This is a genomic window from Streptomyces sp. GL_140 (assembly GCF_057834465.1).
Window position 1 is genome coordinate 7,526,863 of sequence record NZ_CM174404.1, and the last position, 18,438, is coordinate 7,545,300.

Genomic DNA, 18,438 nt, shown 5'->3' on the forward strand with positions numbered 1-18,438 from the left:
GTGGACTTTCGACAGCTGACGTACTTCCTTGCCATCGTGGACCACGGCGGCTTCAACCGCGCGGCCGCGGCACTCTACGTATCGCAGCCGTCCCTGTCCCAGGCCGTTCAGACCCTGGAACGCGACCTGGGCAGCGACCTGTTCCACCGGATCGGCAGGAGGGTGGTCCTGACAGGGGCGGGCACCGCGCTGGTGCCACGGGCACGGGAAGCCCTGCACGCGCTGGAACTCGCCAGGGCCGGCGTCGGAGCCGTCCGTGAACTGCGCGGCGGGCGCCTGGAGATCGCCGCGATGGCCTCACCCACGATCGAACCCCTCAGCACGCTGGTCCAGCGCTTCACCGAGCGCTTTCCGGACGTGTCGATCAGCCTGCGCACAGCCCTCACCCGCGAGCACGTGGTCGAGACCGTGCGCACGGGAGGCTGTGAACTCGGACTGCTGACCACCACGTCGCCGCTGCCGGGCCGGGACGTCGTCGCGCACCACCTCGGAGACGACAGGCTCGTCCTGGTCACCCCGCCGGACGGACCCTTCCCGCCCGGCCGGCCCGTGCGGGCGGAACAGCTCGACGGGCACCGGCTGATCGTCGGGCAGCGGGGGACCGGGATCCGGGCCTACGTCGACGACCTGAAGGCCGAGGGCATCGGCATCCGCATCGCCGTGGAGAGCGAACACCGGATGGCCTTCCTGCCCCTTGTGCTCGGAGGCGTCGGACTGGCGGTGGTCACCGCATCCTGGGCCGACCTGTCCGAACGGGCCGGAGCCCTCGTCCTCGACCTGGAACCGGCCGCCCTCCAGCACAACGTCCTCGTGAGCCGCAAGGCGCAGCTGACGCCCGCCGCCCGCGCCTTCCTGGAGATCGCCGTCCCGCCGGCCGCCGGCCCATAGGACCGGCCTATGAGCCTCATCGGGGATACGTGTTGGACCCGGAGGGCGCCCGGTTGCTGGAATTCGAGGCATGACCCACCACAGCATCGCCCTCATCCCCGGTGACGGCATCGGCACCGAAGTCCTTCCGGCGGCACGCGAGGTCCTCGACACCGTGGGCGAGCGGCACGGCATCGCCTTCGGCTACGAGCAGTTCGACTGGTCCTGCGAGCGTTACCTGCGCGACGGATCGATGATGCCCGAGGACGGACTGGAGCAGCTCCGCCGTCACGACGCGATCCTGCTCGGCGCCGTCGGCTACCCGGGCGTCCCGGACCACATCTCCCTGTGGGGGCTGCTCATCCCGATCCGCCGGGCCTTCGACCAGTACGTCAACCTCCGCCCGATCCGGGTGTTCGAGGGCCTTCCCGGACCCGTGCGCGGTGCCGCGCCCGGCGAGGTGGACTTCGTGGTCGTCCGGGAGAACACCGAAGGCGAGTACAGCGAGATCGGCGGCCGGATGAACCGCGGGCGCCCGGACGAAATGGCCGTGCAGCAAGCGGTGTTCACACGGGCGGGAGTGACCCGGGTCCTCGACTTCGCCTTCGCTCTCGCCGAGCGGCGCGGCGGCCCCCTCACGTCGGCGACGAAGTCCAACGGCATCGTGCACACCATGCCGTTCTGGGACGAGCTGGTGGCCGAGCGTGCCGCCGAGCACCCCGCGGTCGAGTGGAACCAGGAGCACATAGACGCGCTGGCCGCCAAGTTCGTCCTGGACCCCGCGCGCTTCGACGTCGTCGTCGCGTCCAACCTCTTCGGGGACATCCTCAGCGACCTGGCCGCGGCGGTGGCCGGCGGCATCGGCATCGCTCCGTCCGCCAACCTCAACCCGCGGGGCGATTACCCGTCGATGTTCGAGCCGGTCCACGGATCGGCCCCCGACATCGCCGGTCAGGGCATCGCCAATCCCATCGGCGCGATCTGGTCCGCCGCCATGATGCTCGACCACCTCGGCCACCCCGGGGCCGCGGCCGACATCACGGACGCCATCGCCCGCGTCCTGGCCACCACTTCGGTCCGCACGCGCGACCTCGGCGGCCGCGCCTCCACCGCCGAATTCACCTCCACCCTCCTCCAGCACCTCTGACGGGACCCCACCCCGTCAGAGGTGCCGCCCGTCCGCGACGGGGCTGCTACGCCGCGTCCGGACGGCGCAGGCGGCGCCAGTATCCGGCGATGTCCTCGGTGGCGGTGGTGACCGAGTCGAGGGTCATCGTCGTACGGGTGTCCCGGCCGTAGCGGTCCCACCGCGGCATGGGGTGGTGGTTGGGATCGCCGGTGCGGATGAAGGAGATCCACGACGCGTGCACGGTCGCGGCCAGACCGTCCCGGACCCTGGGGGTCAGCCCCGCGAGGAAGGGAGCCTGCGACCACTTGTCGAAGTTGTTGAACACGAACGGCAGCTCCAGACAGTGCGCGGCGGCCAGTTGACCGTTGTGCGCGGGCGTCGGGAGGCTGAACTGGTACGCCCAGACCGGACGTCCACGGGCCGCCCGCCCTTCGGCCAGCGCCACACAGGGCATGCGGAACAGGTCATCGGTGATCAGATCCATGAGCACGTCCAGCGGGCGGGCGCCGGGCCGGGCCTCTTCGTAGGCGGTGTAGGCCTGGGCGGCCCGGCTGCCGAAGGTGTCCCGGGCCCTGGCGAGCACCTGCTCCTTGGTCGCCGTGGCGTACGGCTCGCTCAGGGCGAAGGCGAAGTTCGCCTCCTCCCTCGTCCAGCCGAGGAGGACCTCGATGTCCGCCCCGGCGCCGCCTGTCAGCAGTTCGGCCGGGTCGCGGTCCAGGGTGACCCCGTCCAGCACCGGCAGGAACGGGGTCGACCAGTACCCCCACTGTCCGGTGCGCCCGAACATCTCGAAGGTGGCGGCGATCAGGCGCGGCCAGGGCACGGCGCGCAGCTCCGTGACGTTCTTGGCTCCGACGATGTCCAGGAAGGTCGCGGTGCGCTGCAGCGACTCGGCCCGGATGGGGATCTTCAGGCCGAGCGGCGGGCTCTGCAGGATCGCGCGCCGGAACAGCGGGCGGCCCCTGGTGCGGGCGCCGGCCAGCGCCGCGACCGACAGCGCGCCGCCCGACTGTCCGGCGACGGTGATGTTGTCCGGGTCGCCGCCGAACGCGGCGATGTTGTCCCGTACCCAGTTCAGCGCGGCGATCTGGTCGGTGAGCCAGAAGTTCCCGCCGGCTCCGTCCTCACCGAAGTAGAGGTAACCCAGTGGCCCGAGACGGTAGTTGATGGTCACGACGACGAGGTCGCCGTTGCGCGCGAAGGTCTCGCCGGAGTAGTTCGGCAGCGAGCCCGATCCGGAGATGAAGCCGCCGCCGTGGATCCACACCAGCACCGGCCGCTTGGCGTCACCTGCTCCGGGGGTCCAGACGTTGAGGGTGAGGCAGTCCTCGTCGAAGGGGGGCGAGCCGTGCGTTCCGAGGACTTGGTCGCCGCCTTCCCGGTAGGGCTGCGGTGCGCTCGGCCCGAAAGCGGTCGCATCGCGCGTGCCCTGCCATCCGGGGTGGGGCTGAGCCGGTCGCCAGCGAAGGGCGCCGACCGGCGGCGCCGCGTAGGGCACGCCCTTGAAGACGTCGAGGCCGCCTTCCGCGCTTCCGAGCAGCCGGCCCGCGGGCGCCTCGACCACGGGCGGGGACCCGGCCGTACGCGGGGCCGCCTGGGCCGTGCCCGCGCCCGGTATGCCGGAGAGCAGTGCGGCGCCGGCCAACACCCCGGTCTTCTTGAGGACTTTGCGCCGCGATGGATCGTCGGTCATGGTGCTTCACTCCCTGACTGATCAAGAGCCCGCCGCTAACCGAATCGGCATAGCGTCTTTTTGACGAGGGTCAGTGTTACGACATGCCCTGGGTTGGGGTCAAGGGGTAGGGCTCCCGTGGATCGTTGATATCGAGAAGTCTTGACGTGCGTCAGTATTACGCGATAGACACGTGTCACTTCCGGTGCGCTGCCGGGCGGAGAGCTCGCCCAGGCCATCAGCAACATCCGGCCCTCCAGCGCCGGTTGACAACGTTCGGAGTTTCCATGGCAGGTCGAATCCGTCCCATTGGTCTGATCGCCGCGACGACGGCAACCCTCTTCCTGGCCACGGCGTGTGGCGGCGCCAGCCTGGGGTCGGACGATGGAGGCAAGCAGAACGGGCCCGTGAAGATCGGGCTCCTCGTCCCGCAGTCGGGGACCTACAAGGCGTTGGGCGACGACATGAAGCAGGGCTTCGAGCTCTACGTCCAACGGCACGGCGGCAAGCTCGGCGGGCGCGCGGCGGAGGTCGTGGTCGCCGACGAGGGGGAGACGGCCGACTCCGGCAAGGCGGCGGCGGAGAAGCTGGTCAAGCAGGACCACGTACTGGCGGTGAGCGGCGTGGTCAGCTCGGCCACCATCAACGGCGTCAAGGACCTGTTCGAGAGCAACAAGGTCCCGCTCGTCGGCTCGAACGCCTCGCCCACGACCCTGACCGGGACCAAGTACATCTGGCGTACCTCGTACGTCAACGACGAACCCGGCAAGGCGCTCGGCAAGTACGTGGCCGAGAAGGCCGGCGGCCCGGTCTTCCTGATCGCCGCCGGCTACCAGGCCGGCAAGGACGAGGTCGAGGGCTTCAAGTCCACCTTCCTCCCGGCGGGCGGAAAGATCGCGGGGGAGGAGGTCTACACGCCGTTCCCGGCGACCAAGAACTTCCAGCCCTACCTCGCGCAGATCGAGCGCTCCGGGGCCAAGGCCGTCTTCTGCTTCTACGCCGGCGGCGCGGCCGTCGACTTCGTCAAGCAGTACCGGGACTTCGGCCTGGCCGGCAGGATCCCGCTCTACGCACCCGGCTTCCTCACCGAGGGTGGCGTGCTCAAGGGCCAGGGCGAGGCCGCCGACGGCATCCTCACCGCCCTCAACTACGGAGCCGACCTGGACAACGCGGCCAACAAGCAGTTCGCACCGGCCTACACGGCCGCCTACGGATCGGCCCCGACCACGTACGCGATGGCGTCATGGGACGCGGCGCAGGTGCTCGACAGGGCGATCAAGGCCGCCGGTGACACGGTGACCCCGGAAACGGTCAACGCCGCCATCGCCGCAGTGGGGGACATCGACAGCCCGCGGGGCACCTGGCACTTCAACGGCGGCGGCACGCCCGTCCAGCCCTGGTACCTGCGCGAGGTCAAGCAGGGCGCCAACAGCGTCGGTTCCGAGCTCGTCCGGCTGGGCGGCTGACATGTACGGATGGTTGGACGGCAACTTCGTCAGCGTCGTCGACGGGGTCGCCTTCGGTCTGCTCCTGTTCACGATCGCGGTCGGCCTCTCCCTGGTCTTCGGCATGATGGACGTGCTCAACCTGGCCCACGGCACGCTCTACCTCGCCGGGGCCTACGTCGCCTACGCCCTGTCCGACGGAACCCTGTGGGGCCTGCTCCTCGCCCTGGCGGCCGGCGTCCTCGTGGGCACCCTGGGCGGAGCGGTGCTGACGTTCCTCACCCAGCCACTGGCCCGGCGGGGCCACCTGGACCAGGCCGTGCTGACGCTCGGCATCACCTTCATCGTCGCCGACCTCCTCGCCGCCGCCTTCGGAGGCGAGGTGCTGCCCACCGACCCGCCGACCGCGCTGCGCGGGACGGTGGGCCTCCTCGGCCACGCCTATCCGGTCTACCGGCTCGTGTTCATCGGCGTCGCGACCGGCCTCGCCGCCGTCGTGTACCTCGTGTTCGAGCGCAGCTCGCTCGGAGCACTGGTACGGGCGACCGTCGCCGACCGGGACATGGTCCGCGCGCTGGGCGTGGACATCCGCAAGGTGCTCTACGGGGTCTTCGGGCTCGGCGCGGCCCTGGCCGTGGTCGGCGGTGTCCTCGGGGCGCCGATCCTGGGCCCCGGCCCCGGCGTCGACGAGACCGTCCTCGTCCTCTCGCTCGTCGTCGTGGTCGTCGGCGGCCTCGGATCCGTGCGCGGCGCGCTCGTCGGCGCGCTCCTCATCGGCCAGGTGCAGACGCTGGGGGTGGCGCTGCTCCCGCAGTACGCCCCCTTCCTGCTCTTCGGCACCATGCTGGCCGTGCTCGTCGTCCGCCCGCACGGCCTGGTCCCGGCGGGGGTGCGCGCATGAGCGCGTCCGGATCCGGCGGATCCGCCGCACGGCCGCTGAGGCGGCGGCTGTCCGTGGGCGCCGTTGCCCTCGGGCTCGCGGCGGCCCCCTTCCTCCTCGGCTCGTACGCCATCGGCACCCTGTCGCGGGTCCTGGTGTTCGCCCTCCTGGCGATCAGCGTGAACCTGCTCACCGGCCTGACCGGGCTGCCCACCCTCGGCCAGTCGGCCTACTTCGGCGTCGGCGCCTACACGGCGGCCGTCGTCGCGACGCGGCTCACCGACGTCGGGGTGTTCCAACTGCTCATCGCCGCCGTGGTGTCCGCCCTGGTGGCCGTGGTCACGGGGTGGCTGGCGGTGCGGGCGAGGGGCGTGGTGTTCCTGATGCTGACGCTGGCCATCGGCGAGATCGCCTACAGCGCCGCCGTCAACTGGAAGTCGATGACGAACGGCACCGACGGCGTGTCCGGCATCCCGCCCGTCGTACCACTGCCGGGCATGTCCCCGCTGGAGCTGGACGGGCTGGTGTACTTCTACGTCCTGGCCGTGTTCCTGGCGCTCTTCGCGGCCGTCTCCCGCCTCGGCTCGACGCCGTTCGCCCTCGCCCTGCGCGGAATCCGCGACAACGAGCGCCGCATGAGCGCGATCGGCTACCCGACCCGGCGGTACGCCCTGGCCGCCTACTGCGGCGCCGGCGCGCTGGCCGGCGTCGCCGGTGGCCTGTGGGTGTCGGTGCAGCGGTTCGTCTCGCCCGGCGACGCGGGATTCGAGATCGCCGCCCTGGCCCTGCTCGCCGTCGTCATCGGCGGCTCCGGCTCGATGTGGGGGACTTGCGTCGGAGCCGCGCTCGTCTGGCTCACCCGCGACTACCTCGGAAACCTCGAAGCCGTCGCGGGCCGCGGGCCGCTGCTCCTCGGAGTGTTCTTCGTCATCGCCGTCTACGCGCTGCCCCAAGGGCTGGCAGGCGTACGGCTCCCGCCCCAGCTGACCCGGAAGAGAACGGCGTGACGACACACGAGCTACTGCAACTGCACGGGGTGTCGCGGCACTTCGGCTCCTTCCGGGCCCTGGACGAGGTCGACCTCACCGTCCGCCGGGGTGCCCGGCACGCGGTCATCGGCCCGAACGGCGCCGGAAAGTCGACGCTGTTCGGACTGATCTCGGGAACCCTGGCGACGACCGCCGGCACCATCCGCGTCGACGGGCAGGACGTGACCCGGCTGCCCGTGGACCGCCGGGTCGGACTCGGCGTCGCGGCGACCTTCCAGCACTCCAGTCTCTTCCTGCGCGAGACCGTGCTGGAGAACGTCCTGCTCGCCGTCGTGCGCCGGGCCGGTTCCGCATTCGGCGGCTGGCGCAGGGTGAGCGCCCGGACGGCGGCGATCGCGCAGGCGCGGACGCTGCTGGAGCGGGTGGGACTGCCCACCCGGCACGAGATCCCGGCGGCCGCCCTCTCGCACGGCGAACGGCGGCAGCTGGAGGTCGCCGTGGCCCTGGCCACCGAACCCCGGCTGCTGCTGCTGGACGAACCGGCCGCCGGGATGTCTCCGGCCGAGACGGCGCGGCTCACCGAACTCGTCGTCGCCCTGCCCGCCGAAGTGACGGTGCTCCTCATCGAACACGACCTCGACATGGTCTTCGAGCTCGCCGACACGGTGACGGTCATGCACCTCGGCAGACACTTGAAAACCGGCTCCCCGGACGAGGTGCGGGCCTCCAACGAGGTCCAGAACGCCTACCTCGGCACGACGGGGGCCGCCTCGTGAAGCCGTTCTTCAGCATCCGGGGCCTGAGCTCCGGGTACGCCGGGGGCGTGGTCCTGGGCGGTGTCGATCTCGACCTCGACGAAGGCGGGACCGTCGCGGTCCTCGGCCGCAACGGGGTCGGGAAGACCACTCTCGTCTCGACCGTCATGGGTCTCGTCCGGCCGTACGAGGGCAGCGTCACCCTCGGCGGCCGGGAGATTGCCGGATCCCGTGTCGACGTGATCGCCCGGGCCGGGGTGGGCGTCGTACCGCAGGGGCGCCGGGTCTTCGCGCCGCTGACCGTGGCGGAGCACCTGACGATCGCCTCGAGGCGATCGGGCCGGGGCCCGTGGAGCAGGGCCCGCGTCCTCGATCTGCTTCCGCGGCTGGGGGAGCGGCTGGGGCACCGCGGTGACCAGCTCTCCGGAGGCGAACAGCAGATGCTCGCGATCGCCCGGTCCCTGCTGGGGAACCCGCGTCTCCTTCTTCTGGACGAGCCGTCCGACGGCTTGGCTCCCGCGATCGTCGCCCAAGTGGGAGAGGTCATCCGCGAGGTGAGCGCGCAGGGCATGTCGGTGGTCCTCGTGGAACAGAACCTGGGACTCGCCTTCTCCGCGGCCAGGGACGTGGCGGTCATGCAGAAGGGCCGCATCGTGCACCGGGCGTCCTGCGCGGAGTTCCGGGACAGCCCCGAGGACAGGCGGCGTCTACTGGGCGTCGACTGACCACCGGCTGTTGGAGCCCGCGCGTGTGAACTGGGTCACTCCCGAGGTCCTCCGGGGAGCGGGGCCGCCCGGTCGCGCCGGCGCCGGCGTGAGACTGGTCACCGGGATCCTGTGCGCCCGCGTCGGCGGCCGGCCGGGCACCGACGCGGGCGGAGCGTTTCGCCGCCGGGTGGCGCCGGTGCCCGGGTGGTCGGCGGAGGGATGCGTTCCGTCGCCCCCGAACCGGAGCCGCCCGGCTGTGGACGTGTCCCCGCCTGGTCCGACTCGCCGCCGGTTGGCTTGATTTCGGCTGCGGCCGCGCTCTGCGCGCGAAACCTGCCGAGGAGGTGTCGCCCCCCGTGCGGTTCCGCCGAAATGTGTCGCAGGCCACGCCGGAGCCGCTGGCGGGACCTGGATGACCTTGGTCCCAAAAGAGGCAAAAGCCGCAATCTGCAGATATTGCCCATTCAACTCTCTTTATTTGATATGGCTCTTGAAAGTACGTCATCGGCAAGCGAACAAGGCATAATTGGGACCGGTCGTTTCCCGGCAGCTTCGGACCATCGAGCACCGGCGGACCTGCAGGCGGGATTCCGCGCCGGACCGATACTCCGAGGTGTTCTAGATGTCCGTGGTCAGTCGCACCCGCCTCGCGGCCCTGGTCGCCGCGGTCTGCGTCGGCGCCGCCGGTGTGACGGCGTGGGCCTACGACGACGGCAGGAACGGCACCGGGCGGCAGGACGGCAAAGCGCCCGAGGCGGCCGACCAGGCCAGCGTGACCGAGGGCTCCACCCTCCAGATCGTTGCGCACCCCGACGACGACCTCTTCTTCATGAACCCCGATGTGAGCCGTTCCATAGCCGCCGGCATAAAGGTGACCACCGTCTACCTGACCTCCGGCGAGTCCGACGGCAGGAACGAGGCGCACGGCGGGCCGCTGCAGGACCCCGTCAAGCCCGCCGACCACGCCTCCTACTCGGAGGCCAGGCAGAACGGCGTACGCGGCGCCTACGCGCAGATGGCCACCGGTGACCGGACCAGCCCCTGGGAGCGCAAGTCCATACGCACCGCCGGTGGAGGCAGCGCCGAGGTCGACGTCCTCATCGCCCGCCCCGAGGTCAACCTGGTGTGGATGGAGCTCCGCGAGGCCCGCAGCATCTCGGGTGACAACCCGGAGAGCCTGCGCGGGCTGTGGGACGGCAAGATAGCCTCCCTCGGAGCCCTGCTGTCCTCCGGATCGCCGGTCAAGCAGACGTTCTCGTACACCAAGGACCAGGCGATAGCCGCGATCGCGGGCGTGCTGTCGACGTACAAGCCGACCACGATACGGACGCAGGACCCGACCCCGGGCAAGGTGCAGGCCACCGGCGTCCTCCTCGACCACCAGGACCACATATACGGCGCCCGCTTCGTCCAGGCCGCCGCCGACCGCTACGCGCAGTCCGCGGACCGGCCGCACTTCTCCATCCAGAACTACGTGAGCTACCCCAACACCGGCCTGCCCCCGACGCTCGACCCGCGTGCGGCCGAGGAGAAGCTCGGCTACCTCAAGACCTACGCCTGGACGGATCACGAGGACTGGTGCCGCAGCCCCGCCGGCTGCGGTGACCGCAAGACCGCCACCCGCCCCACCGGCGCCGGCTGGAACCAGACCATCCGCTACAGCCGGGGCGACGCCACTTCCTGGATGGCGGAGGGCGCCCCCGGCCGGCTGTGGGCCTTCGCCGTGCTGGACGGTCGCATGGCGTACTGGACCCGCGGTGGGGCGAAGGACACTTGGAAGGGCCCCGAGTTCCTCCCCAACCCCGGCACGGGTCCCGGTAGCGGACTCGACACCGGGGCGACCGCGGTCCGCCTCTCCGGCGGCAGGATCGCGGTGTTCGCCACCCGCACCACCCTGGGCACGAAGCACCAGGACTACAGCCGCGATCTCGTGTACGCCGAGCAGTCCGCGGCCGACGGCGCGTTCGGCCCGTGGAGGTCACTGGGCTCCCCGGACCCCGGGGACCGGTCCGGCACCTCGGCGATCAGCGGACCGGCCGTGGCCGTGGATCCCGCGGGCCGGATGACGGCGTACGTGCGCGATTCCCGGCGCACCCTGCGTGCCGCGGCCCAGTCGGCCCCGGGCGGGGCCTTCGGCGATTGGAAGGCCCTGGGCGGCGCCGAACTCCAGGGCGACCCGGTCACCCGGACCGACGCGTCGGGGCGGCGCCACGTGTACGCGGCGACCAAGGGGTCCGTACTGGCCTGGGTCCAGCCGACGTCGGGCGCCCCTCTCGGCGGCCCCTTCCCGACCTATCTGCCCCCGACGACGGGTGTGCTCTCGGCGACCGCCGAGGGCGATGGCGTCCGCCTGTTCTTCCGCCGGCCCGGCAAGGGCACCGTCGCCACGACCCTGGCCACCGCGGGCGGGCAGCCCGCGCCGAAGTTCTCCCCGGTCACCGAGACCGGCGGTCCGGGCGGCTACGGCGCGGTGGGCGTCGTGGGCAACATGCTGGTGGGCCGCGCGAGCACGGGCGCGGTCGGCCTGGTGGGCATGGCGGGCATGGGCGGTCCGCAGGACTGGCAGGAGTCCAGGATGCTGTACACGGGCGCCCCGGCCGGCGTGGCCGACGGAGCCCGTACGGACGTCGCGGCGGCCCTCGGCCTGGACGCCGATCTGCACGTCATCACGCCGCCCCCGCCGCCCGGAGGCAAGCCGCCGGCCGGCCCGCCCTCCCCGTGGCACCGCGCGGTCAGGCCTTAGGCCGTCCCTTTCGGGTCTTGCCGGGTCCGGGCCGCACCTCACCCCTCAGGACCGCAGGGGCGGCGTCGGGAGCGTCCTCCCCGTGCCGGCCCAGGCGAGGGCGAAGAGCGAGGTGCTCGGTGTCCAGGCGTTCCCGCCCCACGGCGCCTTCGGGTCGTTCCCCGGCGTGATGCCGCCGTTGGGCAGCAGCAGGGCCTCGTACGTGGTGTCGAGTGCTCGGGACAGGCCGGCCCGGGCCGCGTTGAACGGGGGCGCCATGAAGGTCACCGCGCTGTCGTGGCCGTGCCGCCCGTTGGCCGTGCGCCGGTATCCCAGGGGCGCGAAGCTCTTGGCCGGCGCGGAGGACAGACGCCCGGCGGCGGCGCTCCAACGGGCTGCGTCCTGCGGCCTGTTCAGCTCGACGGCGAGGTCCGCGGGGCGCTGTGGCGGAGGATCCGGTAGGCCTCGGACTCGTGGCCGCTGTGTGCGAACGCTGCGGCGGCGAAGCTGGAGTCGCGCGGCCAGGAGTGCATCCAGCCGGGGGCCCATCCCGCCGCCATGGCCCCGTCGGGCCGGAGCAGGGCGCGCCCGGATCCCCCGTCGTGGCCGCGACGGGCGGAGCCCGCCAAGACAGGGCCGCCGTACGGGTGGCGTCCGGGTCCGCGGGGCGCCACTTGAGTGCGGCTTTTGCCAGGTTTTCCTACCATTCGCCGCTAGTTTGATCCGGTGAGCGACCTCGTGAAGCCCGCCGTGCACCCGCCGGCCCCCACCCCCGCACGGGCCCTGCTGCCCCTGGTCCTGCCCGCCCTTCTGATCGGAGTGGGTTCGAGCCTGCTCCTCACCGGCGTGAGCGATGCGGCCGAGCTGCTGAAGGACGTGCTGTGGGAGACCCTCCCCGACGCCCTCGGGATCGGCCGCTGGTCCGTGGCCTGGACCATGGTCGTCCTGACCACGACCGGCATCGCCGTCGGCCTCGTGGTGTGGAAGGTCCACGGCCACGCCGGGCCGGATCCCGCGACCACCGGACTCGTGGACGCCCCGCTGCCTGCCGGGGTGGTCCCGGGGCTGCTGGTGGCCACCGGGCTGGCCCTGGCCGGCGGGGTGAGCCTGGGCCCGGAAAACCCCATCACCGCCGTGAACATCGCCCTCGCCTACTGGCTGGGCCGACGCCTGCTGCCCGGCAGCCCGGCACAGGTGTGGGCGGCCCTGGGCGCGGCGGGAACGGTCGGAGCGCTCTTCGGCACCCCGGTCGCGGCCGCGCTGATCCTCACGGAGTCACTGGTGTCGGCGCCCCGGCCGCAGACCCCGGACGGGCGCTCGCCCAGCCTTTGGGACCAGCTCTTCGCCCCGCTGGTCGCGGCGGGTGCGGGTGGGGTGACGGCCAAGCTGCTCGGTGCGCCGGCCTTCGGGATCCCCCTGCCGCCGTTCGAGGGCCCGCACTGGGGCGACCTGCTCTCGGCGCTCCTGATCGCCCCGCTGGCCGCGCTGCTGGGCATGGCCGCCGTCTACGCCTTCCCCCACGTCCACCGGGTCTTCCACCTGCTGCCACATCCGGTGCTGGCACTGACCCTGGGCGGAGTGGTACTGGGTCTGCTCGGGGCGCTGGGCGGCAGGCTCACCCTCTTCAAGGGGCTGGAGGAGGTCGGTGAACTGGCCGCCGATCCCGCGGCGCACTCCGCGGGATCCCTCATCCTGATGAGCGTGGTGAAGCTGGTCGCCGTGATGGTGGCCTGCGGGTCCGGATTCCGGGGCGGGCGGATCTTCCCGTCCGTCTTCGCGGGAGTGGCCTTCGGCCTGGCCGCGTGCGCCCTCGTACCGGCGGTGCAGCTGCCGGTCGGGGTGACGTGCGGGGTCCTCGGCGTCCTGCTGGCCGTCACCCGGCAGGGCTGGGTGAGCCTGTTCACCGCGGTGGTCCTCGCCCCGGACCCGGGCCTGCTGCCGCTGCTGTGCATCGCCCTGCTGCCGGCCTGGCTCCTGGTCACCAGCCGTCCCCAGATGCAGCTGGACGACTCCGGGGTTCCCCTGCGCTGATCACGACGGGGCGCCCACCCGGGGGCGGAGGGCAGGGCGGCGCCCCTTTCCTCACAGGTTCACGCGCAGTCGGGACACAGCCCGCGGTACGTGACCTCGACCCCGGTCACCGTGAAGCCGAACCGCTCCTCGGCCGGAAGGCCGGCCAGCGGGCTGCCCTCCGGATGGACGTCGCGGATCAGGCCGCAGCCGGAGCAGACCAGGTGCTGGTGCGGGTGGTGCGCGTTGGGGTCGTAGCGCTTCGCCCGGCCGTCGGTGGTGATCTCCACGACCTCGCCGAGGGAGACGAGTTCGCCCAGGGCGTTGTAGACGGTGGCCCGGGAGATCTCGGGCAGCAGCCGCACCGCGCGGGCGTGCACCTCGTCGGCCGTGAGGTGCGTGTGGTCGCCGTCGAGGACCTCCGCGACCACGCGCCGCTGGGAGGTCATCCGCCAGGCGCGCCCTCGTAGCCGTTCCAGCAGGTCACTCATATCGGCTCACCTTTTCAGGTTCGACGGGTACTCCGGAACCCGCCGGCGCATGTCCGGGAACCGACGGGATATGGGCTCGGTGTCTTTCTTGACTTGGATTCCGTCGATCGTAGGATCGGTTCCGTCGATAGCCAAGGGACAGACAGACTCCGAAGCAGCGGGAGACTGGACGTGAGCGACAACCTCGGCGTCAGGACGATCCACGGAGTCGGGCCCGATTCCGGGGTCCTGAGCCATCAATGTTCCACCGCATGCAGTTCCTGATCACCGTGACCGCCTGGTCCGGTCCGGAAGGATTCCCATGTCTGAGAACCATGACGCAATCGTCACCGACGCGAAGGCGGAGGGCGCGACGGGCTGTCCGGTCGCGCACGAACGCGCTGCGCACCCGACCCAAGGCGGCGGAAACCGCCAGTGGTGGCCGGATCGCCTCAACCTGAAGATCCTCGCGAAGAACCCCGCCGTGGCCAACCCGCTGGGCGAGGAGTTCGACTACGCCGCAGCGTTCAACACCCTCGACCTCCCGGCGGTGAAGCGGGACATCGCCGAGGTCCTGACCAGCTCGCAGGACTGGTGGCCCGCCGACTTCGGCCACTACGGCCCGTTCATGATCAGAATGGCCTGGCACAGCGCGGGCACCTACCGGATCAGGGACGGCCGCGGTGGCGCAGGAGCGGGTCAGCAGCGCTTCGCGCCCCTCAACAGCTGGCCGGACAACGGCAACCTGGACAAGGCCCGCCGACTCCTGTGGCCGGTCAAGAAGAAGTACGGCCAGAGCCTCTCGTGGGCCGACCTCATGATCCTCACCGGCAACGTGGCCCTGGAGTCGATGGGCTTCGACACCTTCGGCTTCGGCGGCGGCCGCGCCGACGTCTGGGAGCCCGACGAGGACGTCTACTGGGGTCCCGAGACCACCTGGCTCGACGACGAGCGCTACACCGGGGACCGTGAGCTCGAAAACCCCCTCGGCGCCGTCCAGATGGGCCTCATCTACGTCAACCCCGAGGGCCCCAACGGCACTCCGGACCCGATCGCCGCGGCGCGCGACATCCGTGAGACGTTCCGCCGGATGGCGATGAACGACGAGGAGACGGTCGCCCTGATCGCGGGCGGCCACACCTTCGGCAAGACCCACGGCGCCGGCCCGGCGGAGAGCGTCGGTGCCGACCCCGAGGCCGCCCCGATCGAGGCACAGGGCCTGGGCTGGGCCAACTCGTTCGGTACCGGCAAGGGCGGCGACGCCATCACTAGCGGACTCGAGGGGATCTGGACCAACACCCCGATCGCCTGGGACAACACCTTCTTCGACATCCTCTTCGGCTACGAGTGGGAGCTGTTCAAGAGTCCGGCCGGCGCCCACCAGTGGCGGCCGAAGGCGGGCGCCGGGGCCGGCACCGTGCCCGACGCCCACGACCCGTCCAAGACCCACGCGCCGACGATGCTCACGACCGACCTCTCGCTGCGGATCGACCCCGCCTACGAGCAGATCTCGCGCCGCTTCCACCAGAACCCGGCCGAGTTCGCGGACGCCTTCGCGCGCGCCTGGTTCAAGCTGACCCACCGCGACATGGGCCCGGTGGTGCGCTACCTCGGCCCCGAGGTCCCCTCCGAGACGCTGCTGTGGCAGGACCCGCTCCCCGCGGTGACGCACCCGCTCGTGGACGCCGCGGACATCGCCTCGCTCAAGAGCCGGGTGCTCGCCTCGGACCTGTCGGTGTCCCAGCTGGTCTCCACCGCCTGGGCCTCGGCCTCCTCCTTCCGCGGCAGCGACAAGCGCGGCGGCGCCAACGGCGCGCGCATCCGCCTCCAGCCGCAGAGCGGCTGGGAGGTCAACAACCCCGACGAGCTGGCCACGGTGCTGCGCACGCTGGAGGGCATCCGCGAGTCCTTCAACTCGGAGCAGAGCGGCGGCAAGCAGATCTCGCTGGCCGACCTGATCGTCCTCGCCGGTGGCGCGGCCGTCGAACAGGCCGCCAAGGACGCCGGTGTCCAGGTCCAGGTCCCCTTCACCCCGGGCCGCGCGGACGCCTCGCAGGAGCAGACGGACGTGGAGTCCTTCGCGGCGCTCGAACCGGCCGCCGACGGGTTCCGCAACTACCTCGGCAAGGGCAACCGCCTGCTGGCCGAGTACCTGCTGCTCGACAAGGCGAACCTGCTGAACCTGAGCGCCCCCGAGATGACGGTCCTGGTCGGCGGTCTGCGCGTCCTCGGCGCGAACCACCAGCAGTCCAAGCTCGGCGTCCTCACCACGGCTCCCGGGACGCTGACCAACGACTTCTTCGTCAACCTGCTCGACCTGGGCACGACGTGGAAGACGGCGGCCGGGGACGAGAACACCTTCGAGGGCCGTGACGCCGCGGGCGCGGTCAAGTGGACCGGCTCCCGCGTCGACCTCGTCTTCGGCTCGAACTCCGAGCTGCGCGCCCTCGCCGAGGTCTACGCGAGCGACGACGCGAAGGCGAAGTTCGTCAAGGACTTCGTCGCCGCCTGGGACAAGGTCATGAAGCTGGACCGCTTCGACCTGGTCCAGTAACGGAGCCGGGGCCGGCCGTCATCATCCGTCGATGACGGCCGGCCGCCGCGCCGCCCGGGCCACGAGGAAGAGGAACAGCCCGCAGGCGGCGACCAGGATCCAGCCCGGCCGCGAGGCCCGCGCCAGCCCGGCCGGGTCCGTACCGGCGACCAGCCCGCCGGCGACGGCGATGCCGATCGCGGCGCCGAACTGCCGTGCCGTGGACGTGATCGCGCCGGCCACCGCGGCCCTGGCCGGCGGCAGTCCGCTCACCGCCGTGTTGGTGATCGGCGCGTTGGCGAACCCGAACCCGGTGCCGATGCGCAGGTAGGCGAGCAGGAGCAGCGGCACGCCGGTGTCCGCATCGAGCCGGACCAGGCAGAGCCCGCCCGCCGTCATGAACCCGCCGGCCAGGAGCAGCGGCAGCCGGGGTCCGCCGCGGCCGGTCATCCGGCCGGACAGCGGTGCGCAGAAGACCGCTCCGAGCGCCATCGGCAAGGTGGCCGTACCGGCGGCCAGCGGGGACCATCCACGGGTGTGCTGCAGGTAGAGGGTGTTGAGCAGCAGGGTCAGGTTGAGGGCGACGAAGGCCGCGACGGCGCCCAGGAACGCACTCCTGAAGGCCGGGACGCGAAAGAGCCGAGGATCCATCAGCGGCTCGCTCCGGCGGGACTCGACCCGTACGAACGCGGCCGCCGCCGCGGCGGTGAACACGTACGCCCACAGTGCCCGGGGCGAGGTCCAGCCGATGTGCGGACCCTCGATGAGGACGGCGACCGAGATCCCGATGACCGCCGTCAGCAGGAGCTGGCCCGGCAGGTCGAGGCGCCGCACCCGCTGCGCCCGGGATTCCGGGACGAACACCGAGCTGAGCACCAGGGCGACGACGATGACCGGCGCGTTGATCCAGAACACCGACCGCCAGCCGAAGGCCGCGACGAGGGCGCCGCCCGTGACCGGGCCGACGGCCATGCTCAGCCCGAAGACCGCTGCCCAGACCCCGATCGCCTGCGCCCGCTCCTTCGGGTCGGGCATCGCGTTCACCACGATCGCCAGTGCCACGGGGCTGAGCATCGAGGCGCCGATCCCCTGAACCGCGCGGGCCGCGATGAGGGCCTCCACCGAGGGAGCGATCGCGCAGAGCAGCGAGGCGACGGCGAAGACGGCCAGCCCGAGCCGGAACACCCTGCGGCGCCCGAAGCGGTCCGCCATCGCGCCGGAGGTGATCAGGAGACTGGCCAGGACCAGGGTGTAGGCGTCCACGGTCCATTCGAGCGGGCGGGTCCCGGCGTGGAGGCCGCGTCCGATGGCGGGCAGGCCCACGTTGACGATGGTGGTGTCCAGGCCCACCAGGAACATGCTCAGACAGCAGACGGCCAGCACCGTCCAGCGTCTGCGTGCGCTCAGCACGGGGGGAACTGCGTGAATCGTCGTGGTCACGGTCTGCCTCACAGTGTCGTCAATCCGTGCGGCCATGCTCCGGCCGGACGGCCGCGAGGACCCAGAAGATTTGCGAAGACCGCAAAATGGAGCCATGGACAAGCGACGGGGACAGGAACAGGCCGCTGCCGCCAACGGCACGGGCGGGGAAGTGGAGCGGATCCTCGACGCGATCGGGCCCCGGCTGCGCGCGCTGCGCCGGGAGCGCGGGCTCACGCTGGAGGCGCTCGCCGCCACGACCGGGTTCTCGGTGAGCACGCTGTCCCGCCTCGAATCGGGCAAACGGCGCCCGACCCTGGAGCTGCTGATCCCGCTCGCCCGTGCGCACCGCATCGCCCTCGACCAGCTGGTGGCCGCGCCGGCCAGCGGCGACCCACGGGTGCACCTCGCGCCGCTGCACAAGGGGCACGGCAGCACCCTCGTACCCCTGACGCAGTATCCGGGCCGGGTGCAGGTGTTCAAGCAGGTACTGGCGCCGAGGGAGCCGAAGCTGGTCACCCACGAGGGCTACGAGTGGCTGTACGTCCTGGCGGGCGAGCTGCGCCTGGTCATCGGGGAGCACGAGTCCACCCTCGGCCCCGGCGAAGTGGCCGAGTTCGACACCAGGGAACCGCACTGGTTCGGTCCGGCGGGCACGACTGCCGTGGAGATCCTGCACCTGTTCGGACCGCGCGGCGACCGTGCGGTCGTACACCCGAGACCGTCCGGCTGAGGGCCGGGCCGGCTGGGCCGGGCGGCCGGGGGCGGGGGCGGGCCCTGCCTGGTCGAACAGGCATGGCCCTGGCCGGTGCGCCCGTGGGGAACTCGACGACCCGGAGC

Annotated in this window: 16 protein-coding genes; 11 read left to right on the plus strand and 5 right to left on the minus strand. The window is 71.7% G+C overall.

All coding sequences use genetic code 11. The features are described from left to right. The gene (locus tag AC3IYJ_RS35045; RefSeq protein WP_489398528.1) at window positions 1-888 is read left to right on the plus strand and encodes a LysR family transcriptional regulator; all 888 of its coding nucleotides are present in this window, start codon (window positions 1-3) and stop codon (window positions 886-888) included. Window positions 889-958: 70 nt separating this feature from the next. Continuing rightward, a complete protein-coding gene (locus AC3IYJ_RS35050) occupies window positions 959-2,014 on the plus strand; it encodes a tartrate dehydrogenase (RefSeq protein ID WP_489398529.1) in 1,056 nt (351 codons plus the stop codon). Window positions 2,015-2,060: 46 nt separating this feature from the next. On the opposite strand, the gene AC3IYJ_RS35055 is transcribed toward AC3IYJ_RS35050, so the two are convergent. After that, window positions 2,061-3,689: a carboxylesterase/lipase family protein gene (locus AC3IYJ_RS35055; protein WP_489398530.1), complete on the minus strand. Its 1,629-nt coding sequence runs from the start codon at window positions 3,687-3,689 to the stop codon at window positions 2,061-2,063. A gap of 266 nt (window positions 3,690-3,955) precedes the next feature. Here AC3IYJ_RS35055 and AC3IYJ_RS35060 point away from each other — a divergent pair, with 266 nt between their 5' ends. The 6 genes from AC3IYJ_RS35060 (at window position 3,956) to AC3IYJ_RS35085 (ending at window position 11,187) form a co-directional block, all read left to right on the plus strand. Continuing rightward, entirely contained in the window at window positions 3,956-5,134 is a 1,179-nt protein-coding gene (locus tag AC3IYJ_RS35060; RefSeq protein WP_489398531.1) for an ABC transporter substrate-binding protein, read from the plus strand. A 1-nt stretch (window position 5,135) separates the two neighbouring features. Then, entirely contained in the window at window positions 5,136-6,014 is an 879-nt protein-coding gene (locus AC3IYJ_RS35065; protein WP_489398532.1) for a branched-chain amino acid ABC transporter permease, read from the plus strand. Beyond that, complete coding sequence (locus tag AC3IYJ_RS35070) at window positions 6,011-7,000, plus strand: branched-chain amino acid ABC transporter permease (RefSeq protein ID WP_489398533.1); 990 nt, start codon at window positions 6,011-6,013, stop codon at window positions 6,998-7,000. The genes AC3IYJ_RS35065 and AC3IYJ_RS35070 overlap by 4 nt, the downstream gene beginning before the upstream one ends. After that, a complete protein-coding gene (locus AC3IYJ_RS35075; RefSeq protein WP_489398534.1) occupies window positions 6,997-7,758 on the plus strand; it encodes an ABC transporter ATP-binding protein in 762 nt (253 codons plus the stop codon). Before AC3IYJ_RS35070 ends, AC3IYJ_RS35075 begins: the two co-directional genes overlap by 4 nt. Beyond that, the gene (locus AC3IYJ_RS35080; RefSeq protein WP_489398535.1) at window positions 7,755-8,462 is read left to right on the plus strand and encodes an ABC transporter ATP-binding protein; all 708 of its coding nucleotides are present in this window, start codon (window positions 7,755-7,757) and stop codon (window positions 8,460-8,462) included. The genes AC3IYJ_RS35075 and AC3IYJ_RS35080 overlap by 4 nt, the downstream gene beginning before the upstream one ends. Window positions 8,463-9,066: 604 nt before the next feature. Then, window positions 9,067-11,187: a PIG-L family deacetylase gene (locus AC3IYJ_RS35085; protein WP_489398536.1), complete on the plus strand. Its 2,121-nt coding sequence runs from the start codon at window positions 9,067-9,069 to the stop codon at window positions 11,185-11,187. A gap of 45 nt (window positions 11,188-11,232) precedes the next feature. On the opposite strand, the gene AC3IYJ_RS35090 is transcribed toward AC3IYJ_RS35085, so the two are convergent. Both AC3IYJ_RS35090 and AC3IYJ_RS35095 read right to left on the minus strand, forming a co-directional pair. Then, a complete protein-coding gene (locus tag AC3IYJ_RS35090; RefSeq protein ID WP_489398537.1) occupies window positions 11,233-11,445 on the minus strand; it encodes a hypothetical protein in 213 nt (70 codons plus the stop codon). 134 nt (window positions 11,446-11,579) lie between these two features. Then, entirely contained in the window at window positions 11,580-11,795 is a 216-nt protein-coding gene (locus AC3IYJ_RS35095) for a hypothetical protein (RefSeq protein WP_489398538.1), read from the minus strand. A gap of 97 nt (window positions 11,796-11,892) precedes the next feature. Between AC3IYJ_RS35095 and AC3IYJ_RS35100 the strand changes: the two genes are divergently transcribed. Then, window positions 11,893-13,197: an ion channel protein gene (locus tag AC3IYJ_RS35100; protein ID WP_489398539.1), complete on the plus strand. Its 1,305-nt coding sequence runs from the start codon at window positions 11,893-11,895 to the stop codon at window positions 13,195-13,197. 59 nt (window positions 13,198-13,256) lie between these two features. Here AC3IYJ_RS35100 and AC3IYJ_RS35105 read toward each other — a convergent pair whose 3' ends face one another. Further along, complete coding sequence (locus tag AC3IYJ_RS35105) at window positions 13,257-13,667, minus strand: Fur family transcriptional regulator (protein WP_489398540.1); 411 nt, start codon at window positions 13,665-13,667, stop codon at window positions 13,257-13,259. A gap of 301 nt (window positions 13,668-13,968) precedes the next feature. Between AC3IYJ_RS35105 and katG the strand changes: the two genes are divergently transcribed. After that, the gene (gene katG, locus AC3IYJ_RS35110) at window positions 13,969-16,200 is read left to right on the plus strand and encodes a catalase/peroxidase HPI (protein ID WP_489398541.1); all 2,232 of its coding nucleotides are present in this window, start codon (window positions 13,969-13,971) and stop codon (window positions 16,198-16,200) included. Between the two features lie 21 nt (window positions 16,201-16,221). Here katG and AC3IYJ_RS35115 read toward each other — a convergent pair whose 3' ends face one another. Continuing rightward, window positions 16,222-17,619: an MFS transporter gene (locus AC3IYJ_RS35115; RefSeq protein WP_489398542.1), complete on the minus strand. Its 1,398-nt coding sequence runs from the start codon at window positions 17,617-17,619 to the stop codon at window positions 16,222-16,224. A 94-nt stretch (window positions 17,620-17,713) separates the two neighbouring features. Here AC3IYJ_RS35115 and AC3IYJ_RS35120 point away from each other — a divergent pair, with 94 nt between their 5' ends. Further along, complete coding sequence (locus AC3IYJ_RS35120) at window positions 17,714-18,331, plus strand: helix-turn-helix domain-containing protein (protein ID WP_489398543.1); 618 nt, start codon at window positions 17,714-17,716, stop codon at window positions 18,329-18,331. Window positions 18,332-18,438 lie beyond the last annotated feature (107 nt).

Excerpts from the sequence above, each read along its gene's own strand:
- AC3IYJ_RS35085 (WP_489398536.1), top strand. The coding sequence starts at position 9,067 with ATGTCCGTGGTCAGTCGCACCCGCCTCGCGGCCCTGGTCGCCGCGGTC.
- AC3IYJ_RS35120 (WP_489398543.1), top strand. The coding sequence starts at position 17,714 with ATGGACAAGCGACGGGGACAGGAACAGGCCGCTGCCGCCAACGGCACG.
- AC3IYJ_RS35060 (WP_489398531.1), top strand. The coding sequence starts at position 3,956 with ATGGCAGGTCGAATCCGTCCCATTGGTCTGATCGCCGCGACGACGGCA.
- AC3IYJ_RS35105 (WP_489398540.1), bottom strand. The coding sequence starts at position 13,667 with ATGAGTGACCTGCTGGAACGGCTACGAGGGCGCGCCTGGCGGATGACC.
- AC3IYJ_RS35070 (WP_489398533.1), top strand. The coding sequence starts at position 6,011 with ATGAGCGCGTCCGGATCCGGCGGATCCGCCGCACGGCCGCTGAGGCGG.
- AC3IYJ_RS35055 (WP_489398530.1), bottom strand. The coding sequence starts at position 3,689 with ATGACCGACGATCCATCGCGGCGCAAAGTCCTCAAGAAGACCGGGGTG.
- AC3IYJ_RS35050 (WP_489398529.1), top strand. The coding sequence starts at position 959 with ATGACCCACCACAGCATCGCCCTCATCCCCGGTGACGGCATCGGCACC.
- AC3IYJ_RS35065 (WP_489398532.1), top strand. The coding sequence starts at position 5,136 with ATGTACGGATGGTTGGACGGCAACTTCGTCAGCGTCGTCGACGGGGTC.
- AC3IYJ_RS35090 (WP_489398537.1), bottom strand. The coding sequence starts at position 11,445 with ATGGCGCCCCCGTTCAACGCGGCCCGGGCCGGCCTGTCCCGAGCACTC.
- katG (WP_489398541.1), top strand. The coding sequence starts at position 13,969 with ATGTCTGAGAACCATGACGCAATCGTCACCGACGCGAAGGCGGAGGGC.